Origin of the sequence: Paracoccus shandongensis, assembly GCF_017315735.1 — a bacterium.
Lineage (GTDB): Bacteria > Pseudomonadota > Alphaproteobacteria > Rhodobacterales > Rhodobacteraceae > Paracoccus > Paracoccus shandongensis.
This window is the reverse complement of sequence record NZ_JAFLRK010000034.1, coordinates 14034-30595: the sequence shown is the minus strand read 5'-3', so window position 1 is coordinate 30595 and position 16562 is coordinate 14034. Positions and strand designations below refer to the sequence as shown.

Below are 16562 nucleotides of genomic sequence, written 5' to 3'. Positions count from 1 at the left end.
CATGGACATGAAAAACCACAAGACCGCAGGGCCGGACAGGCCCGCTTTGCCGGATGTCCCGGGGATGGCCGACAGCCTGCCCGAGGCGCTGTTGTGGCCCTTGCGGATGCAGGAGGTTCTGTGGCGCGAAACGCTGCTGGGCCTGGCGCGGATGGCCGAGCTGCGCGCGGAATGCCTGCGCAACCTGGCCCATGTCCACCTGCCGACCGAGGCCGCCGCCGTCCAGAGCGACTATGCCCGCAAGCTGCTGGACGCGGCGCAGCAGGACGGCGCCCGCCTTGCCAGGGCGCTGAAGGACGCCGCCCCCCGGACCCGCGCCTGAAGCGCGGCGGCGTCCAGGAACAGCGGGCATCGTTTCCCCTTTGCACGATACTGCATTATCCGCCCGCTTTCCGGGGCCTTTCTGCATGGCCGATTGGCGGCGCTATTTGAAAGCCTTTCCAAAGGGCGGTCCCTGGATTATCGGTGGCGAAAATCATCAGGGGGACTGCCATGGACATCAATTACAATGAACTGACGCTGGACCAGTTGAAAGAGATCAACCGGAAATCGGCGGCGGCCATTGCGGATTACGAAAGCCGCCAAAAGAAACAGGCGATCCAGAAGGCGACCGAGATTGCCCGGGCCGCAGGCTTTTCCTCGCTGGAGGAGATGATCGCCGCGCAGCCCGGCAAACGCAGCCCCGGCGAGGCCCGGTACCGCCATCCCGAAAACCCCGCCATGACCTGGACCGGCCGGGGCCGCAAGCCGGGCTGGATCGTCGAGGCCCTGGCGGCCGGAAAGTCGCTGGACGATTTCGCGATCTGAACCGGCGAGCCCTTGCAAAAGCGGCGCGGCGGTTTGATCGCCGGGAATTGCGCCGTCTTTCGCGGCATAGCGAAAGGACGACGGGCGGTTTTTTGAAAGAGGCCCGAAAGAAAACCCGAATGGCGCTGCGACTTCTGGGCGATTGTGGACGGCCCCGGGCCGTGCCACGCTGCCCGCGCGATGAAACCAGGGGGAAAAACCATGCGCGTGACGTGGCGGGGCCGGATCGCATCGCTGGCCGTGGGGCTTCTGGCGCTGGCCGGGTCCGGCGCGGCACAGGCACCGGCGGACCTGCCCCCGATCACCATCGGCGTTCTTGAAAACGGCACGGTGACCTGGGAGCTGCAGACCATCCGCGACCGGGGCCTTGACCGCCGGAACGGGTTTGAACTGCGCACCCTGGCGCTGGCAGGCAATCCCGCCACGCAGGTCGCCATGCAGGGCGGGCAGGTCGATGCGATCGTCTCGGACTGGATCTGGGTGGCGGTGCAGCGGGCGGGGGGCGCGCCCTTCACATTCTGGCCCTATTCGACCGCCGTGGGCGGGCTGGTGGTGCCGCAGGGCAGCCCCGCCCGGACGCTGGCCGACCTGGAAGGCCGGCGCATCGGCATCGCGGGCGGGCCCCTGGACAAGAGCTGGCTGATCCTGCGCGCCTGGCACCGCAAGGAAACCGGCCACGACCTGGCCGAGGTGACCGAGCAGGTCTTCGGCGCGCCCCCGATGATCCAGCACGCCACCGAGACGGGCGAGGTCGATGGCGCGATCACCTTCTGGCATTTCATGGCGGTGATGGAGGCGGGCGGGATGCGCCGGATCGTCAGCGTGGCAGAGGCAGCCCAGGGCTTGGGGCTGGATCCCGACACGCCCCTGCTGGGCTATGTCCTGCGCGACGGCTGGATCGCGGACAATCCGGCGCTGGCGCGCGGGCTGGCGCGCGCCTCGCGCCAGGCCAAGGAACTGCTGGCCACCGACGACGACGCCTGGCAGGATCTGCGGCCCCTGATGAACGCCGCCTCGGATGCCGAATTCGCCGCCCTGCGCGACGGCTGGCGGGCGGGGATCCCGCCGGAAGGCCCGGTCGATGCCGCTGACGCGCAGGCGCTGTTTTCCGTGCTGGCCGACCTGGGCGGCGCCGACCTGACCGGCGGGCTGACCGCCTTGCCGGAGGGGCTGTTCTGGCAAGGTGAATAGGACGGTCCCCCCGCGCCCCGGGCTGGTGCCGGGCCTGTCGTCGGTCCTGCTGCTGCTGGCGCTGTGGTGGGCGGCGGCGGCCTGGGCGGGCGATGCGCGCACCATGCCCTCGCCCCTGGCGGTCGCGGGGCGGATCGGGGCGCTGGCGGCGTCGGGGGAATTGTGGCTGCACGCGGGGGCGACGCTGCTGCGGGTGGCGGCCAGCTTTGCCATCGCCATGACGGCGGGGGTGGCGCTTGGGCTGTGGATGGGGCGGTCGCGGACGGCGGACCACTGGCTGAACCCCCTGTTGGTGATCGCGCTGAACATCCCGGCGCTGGTGGTGATCGTGCTGGCCTATGTCTGGATCGGCCTGAACGAGGTCGCGGCGGTAACCGCCGTGGCGCTGAACAAGATCCCCCTGACCACCGTCATGCTGCGCGAAGGCAGCCGCGCGCTGCGCCCGGATCTGGACGACATGGCGCGGGCCTTTCGCATGGGGCCCTGGGCGCGGCTGCGCCATGTGGTGCTGCCCCAGCTTGCCCCCCATGTCGCGGCGGCGGCGCGGGCGGGGATCTCGCTTATCTGGAAGATCGTGCTGGTGGTGGAATTCCTGGGCCGCTCGAACGGGGTGGGGTTCAAGATCCACCTCTTGTTTTCCAGCTTCGACGTGGCGGGGGTGCTGGCCTGGGCGCTGGCCTTTGTCGCGGTGATGCTGGGGATCGACCTTCTTGTCCTGCGCCCGTGGGAGGGGCGGGCGAACCGCTGGCGCCGCGATGAGGCTTGAGCTGGCGGGAAAATCCTTTGCCGGACGCCCGGTCCTGGGCGCGCTGGACCTGTCGGTCGAACGCGGGCGGCGGGTGGCGATCCTGGGGCCCTCGGGGATCGGCAAATCGACGCTTCTGCGCATCCTGGCGGGGCTGGACCGCGATTTCCAGGGGCGGCTGGACCGGCGGGAACGGCTGGCGATGGTCTTTCAGGAACCCACCCTGCTGCCCTGGCGGCGGGCGGCGGCCAACATCACCCTGCCCACGGGCTGCCCGGAGGCCGCCGCCCGCGCCCTGCTGGCCGAAGTCGGGCTGGCCGGGCACGAGGACAAGTTTCCCCGCCAGCTGTCCCTGGGCCAGCAGCGCCGCCTGTCGCTGGCCCGCGCCTTTGCCGCCGAACCCGACATCCTGCTGATGGACGAGCCCTTCGCCAGCCTCGACCCCGACACGGCGGGCCGGATGATGGACCTGACCGCGCGGCTTCTGGACCGCAGCGGCGCGGGGCTGGTCCTGGTCACGCATGACGCGGCCGAGGCCGCGCGCCTGGACGCCGCCCCCTTGCGGCTGGCGGGCCATCCGGCGCGGCTGGCGGGGGCCTAGCTTTCCGCGCGGAAGCCCAGCTTGCGGCCCAGCCTGCTGGCGAAGAATTCCCCCACCAGCCCGCGCCGGAAGACCAGCACGCAGACCATGAACACGACGCCCGTGATGATCGTCACCGGAAAGTCCGAGGTGGCGAGGTAGTTCTGCAACGTCACCACCAGCCCCGCGCCCACGACCGGCCCCGCCAGCGTGCCGATGCCGCCCAGAAGGGTCATCAGGATCACCTCTCCCGACATCTGCCAGGACACGTCGGTCAGGGTGGCGAACTGGAAGATCAGCGCCTTGACGCCGCCCGCCAGCCCCGCCAGGGCGGCGGACATTACGAAGGCCCCCAGCTTGTAGCGGCTGACCGAATAGCCCAGCGAAATGGCGCGCTGTTCGTTTTCGCGGATCGACTTCAGGATCATCCCGAAGGGCGAATTGACGAAGCGCCAGATCACCAGCAGGCCCAGGACAAAGACCGCCAGCACAAAGTAATACATGGTCATGGTGTCGGACAGGTCGAGGATCCCGAACAGGCGGCCGCGCGGGACGGACTGGATGCCGTCCTCGCCATGGGTGAAGCCCGCCTGCAGGCAAAAGAAGAAGAACATCTGCGACAAGGCCAGCGTGATCATGGCGAAATAGATGCCCTGGCGGCGGATGGCGATGGCGCCCATCACCAGGCCCAGGGCCGCCGCGCCAAGAACGCCCAGGGCGATCCCGGCCTCGGGCGGCCAGCCCCAGACCTTGACGGCATGGGCGGTGAAATAGGCCGCGCCCCCGAAGAAGGTGGCATGGCCGAAGGACAGCAGGCCCGTATAGCCCAGCAGCAGGTTGAAGGCCGCCGCGAACAGCCCGAAGGCCAGAAGCTTCATCAGGAAGATCGGATACAGGAACTGCGGCGCCAGCAGCAGCGCGGCCCCGATCACCGCCAGCAGCGCAAGCTGGATGGCCCCGGCCCTGGGGTGGATGGCGACATGATCGGTGGGGATGGGTTCGGCTTTGCCGGCCATGTCAGGCATCCTTTCCGAAAAGGCCCGCGGGCCGCAGGATCAAGACGATCGCCATGATGACGAAGATCACGATGTTGGACGCCTCGGGGTAGAAGACCTTGGTCAGCCCCTCGACCACGCCCAGCAGATAGCCGGTGACGATGGCCCCCAGGATCGACCCCATGCCGCCGACCACCACCACGGCAAAGACGATGATGATCAGGTTCGACCCCATCAGCGGGCTGACCTGATAGACGGGCGCGGCCAGCACCCCCGCAAAGGCCGCAAGCCCCGCGCCAAGCGCATAGGTCAGCGTCAAGAGCAAGGGCACGTTCACGCCGAAGCTTTGCACCAGCACCGGGTTTTCCGTCGCCGCGCGCAGGTATGCGCCAAGCTTCGTCTTCTCGATCAGGAACCAGACGCCCAGGCAGACGACCAGGGAGGCGACCACCACCCAACCGCGATAGACGGGCAGGAACATGAAGCCCAGGTTCACCGCCCCGGTCAGCGCGCCGGGCGCGGCATAGGGCATCCCCGATGCGCCGTAGAAATACCGGAACGTCCCCTCGATCGCCAGCGCCAGGCCGAAGGTGAACAAAAGCCCGTAAAGGGGGTCCAGCTTGTAGAGGCGCGACAGCATGGTCCGTTCGATGACCGCGCCGAACAGGCCCACGATCAGCGGGGCCAGGACCAGCGCCAGCCAATAGTTCACGCCGCCTACCGTCAGCAGCAGCAGCGCGGTGAAGGCGCCCAGCATGTATTGCGCGCCATGGGCGAAGTTGATCACCCGCAAGAGGCCGAAGATCACCGCAAGGCCAAGCGACAGCAGCGCATAGAAGCTGCCGTTGATCAGCCCGACCAGAAGCTGGCCCATCAGCGCCTGGACGGGGATGCCGAAGATCATGGTCATGGTTACACCCCCAGTTCCCGATGCAGCAGGTCCATCCGGTTCGGCAGATCGGAAACCGGGAATTCGGCGGTCATGGTGCCATGGTCCATCAGATAGAAGCGGTTGGCGACGGTGGCGGCGAAGCGGAAGTTCTGTTCCACCAGCACCACGGTCATGCCGCGTTGTTTCAACTGCCGCAGCACGTCGCCGATGGCGTTGATGATGACGGGGGCCAGCCCCTCGGTCGGTTCGTCCAGCAACAGGCAGCGCGCCCCGGTGCGCAGGATGCGCGCCATGGCCAGCATCTGCTGTTCGCCCCCCGACAGCTTCGTGCCGGGGCTGTTCCGGCGTTCCAGCAGGTTCGGGAACAGGGCATAGATCTCGGCCACCGACATGCCGCCGTCGGCGACCTTCGGCGGCAGCATCAGGTTCTCCTCGACCGAGAGGGTGGCGAAGATGCCGCGTTCCTCGGGGACGAAACCAAGGCCCGCGCGGGCGGTCTTGTGCAGGGGGACGTTCATCATGTCCTGGCCCGCGAAACTGATGCGGCCCGTGCGCTTGCGCAAAATGCCCATGATCGCGCGCAGGGTGGTGGTCTTGCCCATGCCGTTGCGGCCCAGGATGCAGATCATCTCGCCTTCGTTGACGTGCAGGTCCACGCCGTGCAGCACATGGCTTTCGCCGTACCAGGCCTGAAGCCCGGCGGTTTCCAGAAGCGGGGCCGTCATCCTTCGGTTCCCATATAGGCGGTGCGCACGCGGGGATCGGCGGACACGGTGGCGTAATCCCCGGTCGCAATGATCTCTCCGCGTTGCAGCACGGTGACGTGGTGGCAGATGTCGGCGACCACGTTCAGGTTATGCTCGACCATCAGCACGGCGCGGGTTTGCGCCACGTCGCGGATGATCTCGGCCACTATGCGCACGTCCTCCTGCCCCATGCCGGCCATGGGTTCGTCCAGCAGCAGCACCTGGGGGTCGAGCGCAAGCGTCGTCGCGATCTCCAGCACGCGCTTGCGGCCATAGGACAGGTCGGCGGCGCGGTGGTCGCGGTATGGCGTCAGGCCCAGGTGGTCGATCAACTGGTCGGCGCGCCCGTTCAGCCGGTCCAGCGCGGACAAGGGCTTCCAGAACTGCACGGCCAGTCCCGCCGGGCGTTGCAACGCGACCTTGACGTTCTCGCGCACGGTCAGGTGCGGGAAGACGGCGGAAATCTGGAAGGACCGCACCAGCCCCATGCGCGCGACCTTGTCGGGCCGTTCCCGGGTGATGTCCTGGCCCCGCAGCGTGATGGTGCCGCGCGTGGGTTGCAGGAACTTGGTCAGCAGGTTGAAGACCGTGGTCTTGCCCGCGCCGTTGGGGCCGATCAGCGCGTGGATGCGGGCGTGTTCCACGTCCAGATCCACATCGTTGACGGCGGTGAAGCCCGCGAAATCCTTGCCAAGGCCGCGGGCGGACAGGACCACCCGCGGCTCGGTTTGCGTCAGGACTGGCGCAACGGTCATGGGCGCGCCTTACTGCGTGACCAGCGGGCAGCCGCTTTCCGCCGGGTCCAGGAAGGCCTGGTCGCCCGGGATGGTCGCCAGGACGTTGTAGTAATCCCAGTCCTCGGTGATGTCGGCGGGCTTCTTCACCTCCATCAGATAGACATCCTTGATCAGGCGGCCGTTGGGACCGACCTTGCCACCTTCGGCGAAGACATCGTTCACCGGCAGTTCATGCAGCTTGGCGGCGACGGCCTCGGTTTCGTCGGTGCCTGCGGCCTCGATGGCCTTCAGGTAGGACATCACCGTCGAATAGGTGCCCGCGTGGATCATGTTGGGCATCGACCCGGTGCGTTCCATGAAGCGGCGGCCGAATTCCTCGGACTCGGGCGTGCGCTTCCAGTAGAAGCTTTCGGTCAGGTTCAGGCCCTGCGCGGCCTCGGCCCCCAAGCCATGCACGTCGGCCAGCGTGAACAGCAGCGCCGCCAGCTTCTGCCCGCCCTGGGTGATGCCGAATTCGGCGGCCTGCTTGATGGCGTTCTGCGTGTCCGCGCCCGCATTGGCCAGCCCGATGACCTTCGCCCCCGAGGCCTGCGCCTGCAACAGGAAGGACGAGAAGTCGGTCGAGGCCAGCGGGTGGCGCACCGATCCCACGACCGAGCCGCCCTTTTCCTTGACGAAGGCGCTGGTCTGTTCCTCCAGCGAATAGCCGAAGGCATAGTCGGCGGTCAGGAAGAACCAGCTGTCGCCGCCTTCCTGCACCAGCGCGCCGCCGGTGCCCACGGCCAGCGCGTGCGTGTCATAGGCCCAGTGAAAGCCGTAAGGGGAACATTGCGCGCCGGTCAGTTCGGTCGTCGCGGCCCCCGTGGTCATGGTGACCTTCTTCTTCTCGCGCGACAGCGCCTGCACGGCCAGCGCCACGGACGACGTGGTCAGCTCCATGATGCTGTCCACCTGTTCGGTGTCATACCATTGCCGGGCGATGTTGGACGCGATGTCGGCCTTGTTCTGGTGGTCGGCGGTCACGACCTCGATGGGGGCGTCCAGAACCTTGCCGCCGAAATCCTCGACCGCCATCAGGGCCGCTTCATAGGAATTCTTGCCGCCGAAATCGGAATACACGCCCGACTGGTCGTTCAGGATGCCGATCTTGACCACGCCGTCCGAAACCTCGGCCATGGCGGGCATCGCGAAAAGGCCGGCCGTTGTGGCCGCGAGTAGCATTTTGTCCATTTTTCCTCCCGGGTCATCATTCTTGCCGGCGTCCCCTTGGCCCTCCGCCGGTCCCTGCACGATGCAAGGGTTCCGGCCGTCAAACAAGCCTTTAAAAAGTAACGTCATGTCACGGCTTGCGGAAAACCGGATGCCCCCGCCCACGCTAGAAGCTGGGGGGCGTGCAGGCGCTGACGACCTCGCAGACGGCGGTTCCGGTGTTGCGGAAGCGGTGGGGCAGGGTGCTGCTGAAATAATAGCCGTCGCCCGCGTTCAGCACATGGACCTCGTCGCCGATCGTCACCTCCAGCGTGCCGCGGATGACGATGCCGCATTCCTCGCCCGCGTGGGACAGGACATGGCGGCCGGAACTGGTGGCGGGCTCGTAGAATTCGTGCAGCATCTGGATGTTGCGCCCGGGACGGCCTGCGGCCAGCAGAAGATAGCGGATGCCCGGCGCGCCGATGTTCACGTGTTCGCCCCGGCGGAACACCCGGTCCTGGTCCAGGGGCAGCTCGAAGCTGAAGAAGGTCGCCAGGTCCATCGGCACCCCGTCCAGGATCCGCTTGAGGACCGAGACCGAGGGTTTCAGCGACAGCGACTCGATCTGGGAAATGGTGCCGCTGCCGACGCCTGCGCGCCGCGCCAGTTCGCGCTGCGACAGCCCCTTGGCGCGGCGCACCACGCGCAGGCGCATCGCCACCAGCCGGTCCTCGGAGTCGTCCTGCGGCTTGCCCATCGCTCACCTGCTTCCTATCCGAAGCGGAGTGTGCCCGAGCGCCGTGAAATCAACAACCTGCTTCGTGCAGGAAATCACCGTTGATCGGAGGGCGCTTCCCCGCGACAATCGGGCGTATCGCTGCCCGTCCCGACGCGGCGGGCCCCAGCCTGCAGGAGCCCCTTTCCATGTCCCTCGACCTTCCCCCGAACGACCTGTCGCATGTGGTTTCCGCCGACCGGGCGCATGTGTGGCACCACCTGAGCCAGCACAAGCCCTATGAAACGGTGGACCCGCGCGTCTTCGTGGAAGGCAAGGGGATGCGGCTGTGGGACGTGACCGGGCGCGAATACCTGGACGCGGTGTCGGGCGGCGTGTGGACGGTCAACGTGGGCTATGGCCGGACCAGCATCGCCGATGCGGTGCGCGACCAGCTGGTCAAGCTGAACTACTATGCGGGGGCTGCGGGCAACGTCCCGGCGGCGCTGTTCGCGGAACGGCTGATCCAGAAGATGCCGGGGATGAGCCGGGTTTATTACTCGAACTCGGGGTCCGAGGCCAACGAGAAGGCCTACAAGATGGTCCGCCAGATCGCCCACAGGCAGCATGGCGGGAAGAAGTGGAAGATCCTCTACCGCGACCGCGATTACCACGGCACCACCATCGGCACGCTGGCGACCAGCGGGCAGGACCAGCGGGCGGCGCAATACGGACCCTACCCCGACGGCTTCGTGCGCGTGCCCCATTGCCTGGAATACCGCAAGCAGTGGGACGTGGCGAACTATGGCGAGCGCGCGGCGGACGCCATCGAGGAGGCGATCCTGCGCGAAGGCCCCGACACCGTGGGCGCCATCGTGCTGGAGCCGATCACGGCGGGCGGCGGCGTGATCGTGCCGCCCGAGGGATACTGGCCGCGCGTGCAGGAGATCTGCCGCAAATACGGCGTGCTGCTGCATATCGACGAGGTGGTCTGCGGGCTTGGCCGCACCGGCACCTGGTTCGGATACCAGCATTACGGGGTCCAGCCCGACATCGTGACCATGGCCAAGGGCGTGGCCTCGGGCTATGCGGCGATTTCCTGCACGGTGACGACCGAGGCGGTGTTCGAGCAGTTCAAGGACGACGCCAGCGATCCCCTGGGCTATTTCCGCGACATCTCGACCTTTGGCGGCTGCACGGCGGGGCCGGTGGCGGCGCTGGAAAACATGCGCATCATCGAGGACGAGGGCCTCTTGGAGAACACGGTGGCCATGGGCGCGCGGCTGATGGGAAACCTGCGGGTGTTGCAAGAGCGTCACGCGGTGATCGGCGAGGTGCGGGGCAAGGGCCTGTTCTGCGGGGCCGAGCTGGTGGCGGACCGGCAGACCCGCGAGCCGCTGGACGAACGCCGCGTGCAGGCCGTGGTGGCCGAGTGCCTGGCCCAGGGCGTGATCATCGGCGCCACCAACCGATCCCTGCCGGGGCTGAACAACACGCTGTGCCTCTCGCCCGCGCTGATCGCCACGGAAGCCGACATCGACCGCATCACCGAGGTGATCGACGGGGCGCTGGCGAAGGTCATGGGGTGAGGCGCGGTCAGGCTGGGGGCTTCGCGCCCCCAGACCCCCGCGGGATATTTGGGTGAAGAAGAAGTCCCGGGGGGAAGGGGCCTGCGCCCATGTCGAGGGCGGCAGGATCGGCGGGGCCGGGCGCTTCTTGTCGGGGATGATTGACTTGCCCTGGGGGGATCGGCCAGAAGGTTCCTTGCCGGGACCATGGGTGCACCCCATCCCCATCTCACCCCGTTCGACCGGAGAATGGCACCCATGTTTCCATCCGCCGACCCCACATCCCCGGGCCGCTTTGTCGCCGTCCGACTGGAACCCGGCGCCGACCTGATCGCGGGCCTGCGCGCCGTCCAGCGCCGGACCGGGGCGGCGGCGATGGCGGTCGTCACCTGCGTGGGCAGCCTGACCTCGGTCCTGATCCGCCACGCCGACAAGCCCGAAGGCACCCGCTATGCCGGCCATTTCGAGATCACCACGCTGGCCGGAACCATCGACCCCGGGGGCGAGCATCTGCACCTGACCATCGCGGATGGCGAGGGGCGGGCCTTCGGGGGCCATCTGCTGCCGGGATCATCGGTCTATACCACGGCCGAGATCGTTCTTCTTCTGCTGGACCGCCTGTCCTTTGCCCGAGAGCCCTGCGCGCTTTCAGGCTATGACGAGCTGGTCGTCCGTCCTGTCGCGTAACCAAGGATCGTGTCCCATGTCCCCTTCCGTCCTGTCCAGCCGCGCGCTGGTTCTTTGCGCCATCGGCATCGCGCTCAACATGGCGCTTGGCCAGGCGGTGTCCTTTCTGAACCTGCCGATCTTCCTGGATTCCCTGGGCACCGTGGTCGCCGCGGTCCTGTGCGGGCCGGTGATCGGCGGGCTGACCGGGCTGCTGACGAACCTGATCTGGGGGCTGATCCAGGGGCCGACGGCGGCCTTTTTCGCGCCGGTCGCGCTGGTGGTCGGGGTCGCCGCCGGGCTGCTGGCGCGCGCGGGGATGTTCCGCAGCTGGTGGCGGGCCGCGGTGGCGGGCGTCGTCATCGCCGTCGCGCTGTCGGTCGTGGCGGTGCCGATCCGCATCTTCCTGTTCGGCGGCGTCACCGGCAGCGGCGCGGATTTCGCGGTGGCCTATCTGCTGAAGGTGGGCGAAAGCCTGTTCGGCTCGGTCCTGGTGACGGTGATCGGCAGCAACATCATCGACAAGGTGGCGACGGCGGTGCTGGCCTGGGCCATCCTGCGGGGCCTGCCCGCGCGCAGCCTGTCAGACTGGCCCTATCTGGGCCATTCGCGCGCCTGACCCGATGGGCCCGGACGCGGCGCGCCGCAGCTTTCACTGCGCCAGCCCCCTGACGAAGCTTGCGCTGGTGCTGGCGGTGGCGGCCATGCTGCCGCTGTGGCCCGCGCCGGTTTTGCTGGCGGGGCTGGCCGCCGCCCTGGCCGGGGGGTTCCTGCTGGGGATCGGGCGCATCCTGCTGGCCCGCGTCGGGGCGCTGATGGTGCCCACGGGGATCGCGCTGGCAATCGTCCAGGGGATGCTGGTTCCGCGCGGCGCGCCCGCGCGGCTTGGCGCGCTGGCCTATTACCCCGAGGGGATGGCCCATGCCGCCCTGGTCTTCCTGCGCCTTTCGCTGATCCTGGCCGCCGGGCTGGTCTTCGTGATGACCACCCGCCCGGGCGATCTGGCCCGCGCGCTGGACGCGGCGGGGCTGCCGCCGACCGTGTCCTATCTTCTGACCGCCCCCCTTTCCATGATCGAGGCGATTGCCGAGGAAATCCGCCAGGTCCGCGACAGCCTGCACCTGCGCGGCCTGCGGGGCCGGGGGATCCGGGGGCGGCTGCGGCATCTGGGGGCGATGACCACGCCCCTGGTGCGCAACCTGATCACCGACGCGCCCATGCGGGCGGAACTGCTGGACATGCGCGGCTTCCGCGCCTTGCCCCGCCGCAGCCTGCTGGACCCGCCGGTGGAAAGCCGGGCCGAGGTCCGGCTGCGGCGCGGGCTGGTGGGGCTGGCGCTGGTGCAGTTCGGGATGCTGCTGCTGTGATCTTCGCCTTCCGCGACCTTGCCTTCGCCTGGCCGGGGGGCCCGGAGGTCTTCACGGGCGTCGACCTGACCCTGGGGCCGGGCGACCGGCTGGCGATCCTGGGCGGCAACGGCTCGGGCAAGACGACGCTGGGCCGCTGCCTGGGCGGCAGGCTGGAGGGGCGGGGAACCGTCACCTGCGACGGCCGCGACTGGCGCACGCTCGGCCGCGCCGAACGGGTGGCGGCCGTTCAATGCGTCGCGCAGCGCCCGCATCTGCAACTCAGCGGGCGCGCCTTCACCGTGCGCGAGGAGATCGCCTTCGGCCCGGAAAACCTGGGCCTGCCCCCCGCCGCCATCGCCGACCGCGTGGACGAGGCGATGGCGCTGCTGGATCTGGCCGCCCTGGCCCACCGCGATTGCCGCAGGCTTTCGGGGGGCGAGACGCAGCGCGTGGTCCTGGCCGGGGCGCTGGCGATGCGCCCGGGGCTGCTGATCCTGGACGAGCCGATGACCGACCTGGACGCGGAAACGCGCGACAGGCTGGCGGGCCATCTGGGCGCGCTGTCGGCGCGGATGGCGGTGGTCGTGCTGGATATCGGCTGTTTCGACTGGATGGCGGGCCTGATCGGCCGCTTCCGCATCCTGGACGCGGGCAGCCTGGGCGCGCCCCTGACCGGGGAAGAATTGCGGACCGCCCCCCTGCCGCCCGCGATCCTGCTGCCCGATGCGGGGCCCGCGCCGTGATCCGGGTCGAGGATCTGCATTTCGCCTGGCCCGACGGCCGCCGCATCTTCGCGGGGCTGGACGGGGCCTTTCCCGGGGCCAGCGTCACCGCGATCGTGGGGCCGAACGGGTCGGGAAAGACCACGCTTCTGCGCCTGATCGCCGGGCTGGAAACCCCGCAGCGCGGCAGGATCGTGATCGCCGGGCAGGGGTGGATCGGCGCGGTCATGCAAAGCGCGGACCGCCATGTCCTGTGCAGCACGGTCGAGGACGAGGTGGCGGTGACGCCCCGGATGCTGGGCCTGCCCGATCCGCGCGCGGTCGCCCGGCAGGCGCTGGCGCAACTGGGGCTAGGGGCGCTTGCCGCGCGGCATCCGCTGGACCTGGACGCGGGGGCGCGGCGCCTGGTCGGCCTTGCCTCGGCCATCGCGCATCGCCCGCCGGTCCTGCTGCTGGACGAGGTGCAGCGCGGGCTTGACCGCCTTTACCGGGCGCGCCTTCAGGCGGCCATCGGGGCCGAGGCGGCGCGCGGCGCGGCGGTGCTTCTGGTCAGCCACGATGCCGATTTCATCCGCCGGACCGCCGGGCGCGTGATCGACCTGGCCGCCCAAGGGGGAACGCCGCTTGCCCGCGCGCCGGGGCGGCCGTAACCTGCGCGCCAGCAGGGAAGGGCCGATGACCGCCAGTATCCGCCATCTGAGGATGTTCCTGGCCCTTGGGCGCAGCCATTCGGTGACGCAGGCGGCGGCGGACAGCCATGTCTCTCAGCCCGCCGTCACGCAGGCCATGGCCAAGCTGGCGCGCGACAGCGGCCATGCGCTGTTCCGGCGCAGCCCCCAGGGCCTGTTTTTGACCGAGGCGGGCGAGATGCTGCACCGGCGCGCCGCCCGCGCGCTGCGGATGCTGGACGGGGCCATGGCCGACATGGACCGCGCGGTGCGCGTCCAGGCCACCTGGCCGCAGCTGGCGGCCCTGATCGCCGTGACCGAGACCGGGAACTTCACCCTGGCCGCGCATCGCCTGGGGCTGGCGCAGCCCACCGTCCACCGCTCGACCACGATGCTGGAACAGGCGGCGGGCACGGACTTCTTCCAGCGCACGGCCCATGGCCTGATCTCGACCCGGGCGGCGCTGCACCTGGCGCAGGCCGCGCGGCTGGCGATGGCGGAACTGGACCAGGCCGAGGCCGACCTGGCCACCCTGGGCGGGCGCGAGGTCGGGCGCATCGTGATCGGCGCGCTGCCCTTGTCGCGGTCGGGCTGGCTGCCCCGCGCGATCCTGGCGTTCCGGCGCGCGCGCCCCGGCTTTCCCTTCCAGGTCATCGAAGGGCGCTATGACGAATTGCTGGGCGGCCTGCGCCGGGGCGAGATCGACATGATGCTGGGCGCCCTGCGCCTGCCAAGCCCCATCCAGGACATCGCCCAGGAACGCCTGTTCGACGACGAGGTGGTGGTGGTGGCCCGCCGCGATCACCCCCTGGCCCGGGGGGCCGGGCTGGATATCCGGGCGCTCGCCTCTTGCCCCTGGGTGATGCCGCGCCGGTCGACGCCCCTGCGCGCCATCCTTGAGGCGGCCTTCGCCGGTCATCCGCCCGCCGATGTGATCGAGACATCCTCGGTCATCACCCTGCGCGAGATCCTGCGCCAAGGCGATCACCTGGGCGGCCTGTCCCGGATGCAGGCCGAGATCGAGGCCGACGCCTTGGCGATCCTGCCCCTGCGCCTGCCCCATGCCATGCGGCCCATCGGCATCACCACCCGCGCCGGGTGGGAGCCGACGCGGGCGCAAAGCGCCTTTCTTGACCTGCTGCGCGACACGGCGGCCCGGCTGGTCCAGGCGGGCCTGCACCCGCCCGAAGGGGCCAAGACCGCGCCGTCATAGCATAAACTTATGCCTTCCGGCACGCTTCGGATTTGCCGGTCCCGCCCCTGTCGGCCAAATTCCCGCCAACGTTTCAGGAGGGGACCATGTCCGACGCCAAGACCGCCCTTGTCATTTCGGCCCATGCCGCCGACTTCGTGTGGCGCTGCGGGGGCGCCATCGCGCTGCACGCCCGGATGGGTTACGAGGTGACCGTCGTCTGCCTGTCCTTCGGCGAGCGGGGCGAAAGCGCCAGGCTGTGGAAGGAACCCGGCATGACGCTGGAGCGGGTGAAATCCGCCCGCCGCAAGGAGTCGGAAAAGGCCGCCGCCGCGCTTGGTGTCCATGACCTGATCGAGTTCGACCTGGGCGACTATCCCCTGCACCTGACGCCCGACGACAAGTTCCGGCTGGTGGACGTGATCCGCAAGGTCCAGCCCGCCTTCATGCTGAGCCACAGCCAGTATGATCCCTACAACACCGACCACATGTATGCGACGCAAGTGGCGCTGGAGGCCCGGATGATCGCCCAGGCCTGGGGCCACAACCCGGGCGAAAAGGTGCTGGGCGCGCCGCAGTTGTATCTCTTCGAGCCGCACCAGACCGAGCAGATGGGCTGGAAGCCCGACACCTTCCTGGACATCACCCCCGTCTGGGACCGCAAGCGCGCCGCCATCGAGTGCATGGCAGGCCAGGAACACCTGTGGGAGTATTACACCCGCGTGGCCGAGAACCGCGCCAACCACTTCATGCGCAATTCGGGCGGGCAGTCCGGCGGGCGCAAGGCGACATATGCGGAAGGCTTCCAGTCGGTTTTCCCGCGCACGGTGGATGAACTCTGATGGAACACTGCTTCGACATCGCCCATCTCGCCCATGTCGAGATGCTGACCGACCGCTTCGAGGAAAGCCTGGACTTCTTCACCCGCATCTATGGGCTGACGCTGTCGGAACAGGACGAGAACAGCGCCTATCTGCGGGCGTGGGACGATTATGAACATGCGTCCCTGAAGCTGACGCGGGCGGACCGGACGGGCGTGGGCCATATCGCCTATCGCGCCGCCTCGCCCGAGGCGCTGGAGCGGCGGGTCGCGGCCATCGAGGCCTCGGGCTACAACGTTCACGGCTGGATCGAGGGCGACCAGAGCCACGGCCGCGCCTTCCGCTTCGAGGATCCCTTCGGCCATGTCTTCGAGATCTATTACGACACCGTCTGGTACCAGCCCCGGCAGGATGCCGAACGCGCGGCCCTGAAGAACACCGCCAGCGCCTTCACCGGCGCAGCACCACGCAGGCTGGACCACCTGAACCTGCTGTCCAGCGACGTGACCGAGTTCCGCCGCTTCATGGAAACCTGCCTGGGCAGCCGGGTCACGGAATACATCCAGCTGGACAACGGGCGCATCGGCGGCTGCTGGTTCACGGTCAACAACAAGACCTACGACCTCGCCTGCACCGAGGAGCATGGCGGAGGCCAGGGGCGCCTGCACCACGTCACCTACGCCACCGACCAGCGCGAGGACATCCTGCGCGCCGCCGACATCTTTTTGCAGAACGGTGTCCATATCGAGACGGGGCCGCACAAGCACGCCATCCAGGGGACGTTCTTCCTCTATGTCTGGGAACCGGCGGGCAACCGGGTGGAACTGGCCAATTCCGGCGCGCGCCTGATCCTGGCCCCCGACTGGCAGCCCGTCGTCTGGACCGAGGCGGATCGCAAGAAGGGCCAGGCCTGGGGCCTGAAGACCATCGAGACCTTCCACACCCACGGCACTCCGCCGGTGAAGAAAGGCTGACAC

Annotated in this window: 20 protein-coding genes; 14 read left to right on the top strand and 6 right to left on the bottom strand. The window is 68.7% G+C overall.

The annotated features are described in order from the left end of the window. Positions 1-7: 7 nt before the first annotated feature. From JX613_RS16470 to JX613_RS16450, 5 genes are all read left to right on the top strand, one after another. Entirely contained in the window at positions 8-322 is a 315-nt protein-coding gene (locus tag JX613_RS16470) for a hypothetical protein (RefSeq protein ID WP_207102558.1), read from the top strand. Positions 323-492: 170 nt separating this feature from the next. Beyond that, a complete protein-coding gene (locus JX613_RS16465) occupies positions 493-807 on the top strand; it encodes an H-NS histone family protein (RefSeq protein ID WP_207102557.1) in 315 nt (104 codons plus the stop codon). 201 nt (positions 808-1008) lie between these two features. Next, a complete protein-coding gene (locus tag JX613_RS16460) occupies positions 1009-1998 on the top strand; it encodes an ABC transporter substrate-binding protein (RefSeq protein ID WP_207102556.1) in 990 nt (329 codons plus the stop codon). Continuing rightward, positions 1991-2764: an ABC transporter permease gene (locus tag JX613_RS16455; RefSeq protein WP_336512320.1), complete on the top strand. Its 774-nt coding sequence runs from the start codon at positions 1991-1993 to the stop codon at positions 2762-2764. Before JX613_RS16460 ends, JX613_RS16455 begins: the two co-directional genes overlap by 8 nt. Beyond that, positions 2754-3344: an ABC transporter ATP-binding protein gene (locus tag JX613_RS16450; protein ID WP_207102555.1), complete on the top strand. Its 591-nt coding sequence runs from the start codon at positions 2754-2756 to the stop codon at positions 3342-3344. The genes JX613_RS16455 and JX613_RS16450 overlap by 11 nt, the downstream gene beginning before the upstream one ends. Here the strand turns inward: JX613_RS16450 and JX613_RS16445 are convergent. From JX613_RS16445 to JX613_RS16420, 6 genes are all read right to left on the bottom strand, one after another. Then, entirely contained in the window at positions 3341-4339 is a 999-nt protein-coding gene (locus JX613_RS16445; RefSeq protein WP_207102554.1) for a branched-chain amino acid ABC transporter permease, read from the bottom strand. The two genes, JX613_RS16450 and JX613_RS16445, sit on opposite strands and share 4 nt — an antisense overlap. Position 4340: 1 nt before the next feature. Then, complete coding sequence (locus JX613_RS16440; RefSeq protein ID WP_207102553.1) at positions 4341-5228, bottom strand: branched-chain amino acid ABC transporter permease; 888 nt, start codon at positions 5226-5228, stop codon at positions 4341-4343. A gap of 2 nt (positions 5229-5230) precedes the next feature. After that, complete coding sequence (locus JX613_RS16435; protein WP_207102552.1) at positions 5231-5935, bottom strand: ABC transporter ATP-binding protein; 705 nt, start codon at positions 5933-5935, stop codon at positions 5231-5233. Then, the gene (locus JX613_RS16430; RefSeq protein WP_207102551.1) at positions 5932-6711 is read right to left on the bottom strand and encodes an ABC transporter ATP-binding protein; all 780 of its coding nucleotides are present in this window, start codon (positions 6709-6711) and stop codon (positions 5932-5934) included. Before JX613_RS16430 ends, JX613_RS16435 begins: the two co-directional genes overlap by 4 nt. Positions 6712-6720: 9 nt before the next feature. After that, entirely contained in the window at positions 6721-7923 is a 1203-nt protein-coding gene (locus JX613_RS16425) for an ABC transporter substrate-binding protein (protein WP_207102550.1), read from the bottom strand. Positions 7924-8068: 145 nt separating this feature from the next. Then, a complete protein-coding gene (locus JX613_RS16420; RefSeq protein WP_207102549.1) occupies positions 8069-8641 on the bottom strand; it encodes a cupin domain-containing protein in 573 nt (190 codons plus the stop codon). A 167-nt stretch (positions 8642-8808) separates the two neighbouring features. Between JX613_RS16420 and tpa the strand changes: the two genes are divergently transcribed. The 9 genes from tpa to JX613_RS16375 all read left to right on the top strand — a co-directional run bounded on the left by tpa (position 8809) and on the right by JX613_RS16375 (position 16559). Beyond that, positions 8809-10188 (top strand): hypotaurine--pyruvate aminotransferase Tpa, encoded by a 1380-nt coding sequence (gene tpa, locus JX613_RS16415; RefSeq protein ID WP_207102548.1) that lies wholly within the window; start codon positions 8809-8811, stop codon positions 10186-10188. Between the two features lie 237 nt (positions 10189-10425). Next, positions 10426-10854: a PPC domain-containing DNA-binding protein gene (locus JX613_RS16410; RefSeq protein ID WP_207102547.1), complete on the top strand. Its 429-nt coding sequence runs from the start codon at positions 10426-10428 to the stop codon at positions 10852-10854. A gap of 16 nt (positions 10855-10870) precedes the next feature. Continuing rightward, positions 10871-11452, top strand: coding sequence for an ECF transporter S component (locus JX613_RS16405; RefSeq protein WP_207102546.1), 582 nt, complete (start codon positions 10871-10873; stop codon positions 11450-11452). 4 nt (positions 11453-11456) lie between these two features. Next, on the top strand, positions 11457-12200 hold the full coding sequence (locus tag JX613_RS16400; RefSeq protein ID WP_207102545.1) for an energy-coupling factor transporter transmembrane component T family protein: 744 nt from the start codon (positions 11457-11459) through the stop codon (positions 12198-12200). Beyond that, on the top strand, positions 12197-12925 hold the full coding sequence (locus JX613_RS16395; protein WP_207102544.1) for an ATP-binding cassette domain-containing protein: 729 nt from the start codon (positions 12197-12199) through the stop codon (positions 12923-12925). Before JX613_RS16400 ends, JX613_RS16395 begins: the two co-directional genes overlap by 4 nt. Then, a complete protein-coding gene (locus JX613_RS16390) occupies positions 12922-13554 on the top strand; it encodes an ATP-binding cassette domain-containing protein (RefSeq protein WP_207102543.1) in 633 nt (210 codons plus the stop codon). The genes JX613_RS16395 and JX613_RS16390 overlap by 4 nt, the downstream gene beginning before the upstream one ends. A gap of 25 nt (positions 13555-13579) precedes the next feature. Continuing rightward, complete coding sequence (locus JX613_RS16385) at positions 13580-14785, top strand: LysR family transcriptional regulator (protein ID WP_207102542.1); 1206 nt, start codon at positions 13580-13582, stop codon at positions 14783-14785. Between the two features lie 86 nt (positions 14786-14871). Next, on the top strand, positions 14872-15606 hold the full coding sequence (locus tag JX613_RS16380; protein WP_207102541.1) for a PIG-L deacetylase family protein: 735 nt from the start codon (positions 14872-14874) through the stop codon (positions 15604-15606). Further along, on the top strand, positions 15606-16559 hold the full coding sequence (locus tag JX613_RS16375; RefSeq protein ID WP_207102540.1) for a VOC family protein: 954 nt from the start codon (positions 15606-15608) through the stop codon (positions 16557-16559). The genes JX613_RS16380 and JX613_RS16375 overlap by 1 nt, the downstream gene beginning before the upstream one ends. Positions 16560-16562 lie beyond the last annotated feature (3 nt).

What these genes read in the sequence shown, in the direction of transcription:
- JX613_RS16470 (WP_207102558.1), top strand. Translation starts at nt 8, where the DNA reads ATGAAAAACCACAAGACCGCAGGGCCGGACAGGCCCGCTTTGCCGGAT.
- JX613_RS16465 (WP_207102557.1), top strand. Translation starts at nt 493, where the DNA reads ATGGACATCAATTACAATGAACTGACGCTGGACCAGTTGAAAGAGATC.
- JX613_RS16460 (WP_207102556.1), top strand. Translation starts at nt 1,009, where the DNA reads ATGCGCGTGACGTGGCGGGGCCGGATCGCATCGCTGGCCGTGGGGCTT.
- JX613_RS16450 (WP_207102555.1), top strand. Translation starts at nt 2,754, where the DNA reads ATGAGGCTTGAGCTGGCGGGAAAATCCTTTGCCGGACGCCCGGTCCTG.
- JX613_RS16445 (WP_207102554.1), bottom strand. Translation starts at nt 4,339, where the DNA reads ATGGCCGGCAAAGCCGAACCCATCCCCACCGATCATGTCGCCATCCAC.
- JX613_RS16440 (WP_207102553.1), bottom strand. Translation starts at nt 5,228, where the DNA reads ATGACCATGATCTTCGGCATCCCCGTCCAGGCGCTGATGGGCCAGCTT.
- JX613_RS16435 (WP_207102552.1), bottom strand. Translation starts at nt 5,935, where the DNA reads ATGACGGCCCCGCTTCTGGAAACCGCCGGGCTTCAGGCCTGGTACGGC.
- JX613_RS16430 (WP_207102551.1), bottom strand. Translation starts at nt 6,711, where the DNA reads ATGACCGTTGCGCCAGTCCTGACGCAAACCGAGCCGCGGGTGGTCCTG.
- JX613_RS16425 (WP_207102550.1), bottom strand. Translation starts at nt 7,923, where the DNA reads ATGGACAAAATGCTACTCGCGGCCACAACGGCCGGCCTTTTCGCGATG.
- JX613_RS16420 (WP_207102549.1), bottom strand. Translation starts at nt 8,641, where the DNA reads ATGGGCAAGCCGCAGGACGACTCCGAGGACCGGCTGGTGGCGATGCGC.
- tpa (WP_207102548.1), top strand. Translation starts at nt 8,809, where the DNA reads ATGTCCCTCGACCTTCCCCCGAACGACCTGTCGCATGTGGTTTCCGCC.
- JX613_RS16410 (WP_207102547.1), top strand. Translation starts at nt 10,426, where the DNA reads ATGTTTCCATCCGCCGACCCCACATCCCCGGGCCGCTTTGTCGCCGTC.
- JX613_RS16405 (WP_207102546.1), top strand. Translation starts at nt 10,871, where the DNA reads ATGTCCCCTTCCGTCCTGTCCAGCCGCGCGCTGGTTCTTTGCGCCATC.
- JX613_RS16400 (WP_207102545.1), top strand. Translation starts at nt 11,457, where the DNA reads ATGGGCCCGGACGCGGCGCGCCGCAGCTTTCACTGCGCCAGCCCCCTG.
- JX613_RS16385 (WP_207102542.1), top strand. Translation starts at nt 13,580, where the DNA reads ATGACCGCCAGTATCCGCCATCTGAGGATGTTCCTGGCCCTTGGGCGC.
- JX613_RS16380 (WP_207102541.1), top strand. Translation starts at nt 14,872, where the DNA reads ATGTCCGACGCCAAGACCGCCCTTGTCATTTCGGCCCATGCCGCCGAC.
- JX613_RS16375 (WP_207102540.1), top strand. Translation starts at nt 15,606, where the DNA reads ATGGAACACTGCTTCGACATCGCCCATCTCGCCCATGTCGAGATGCTG.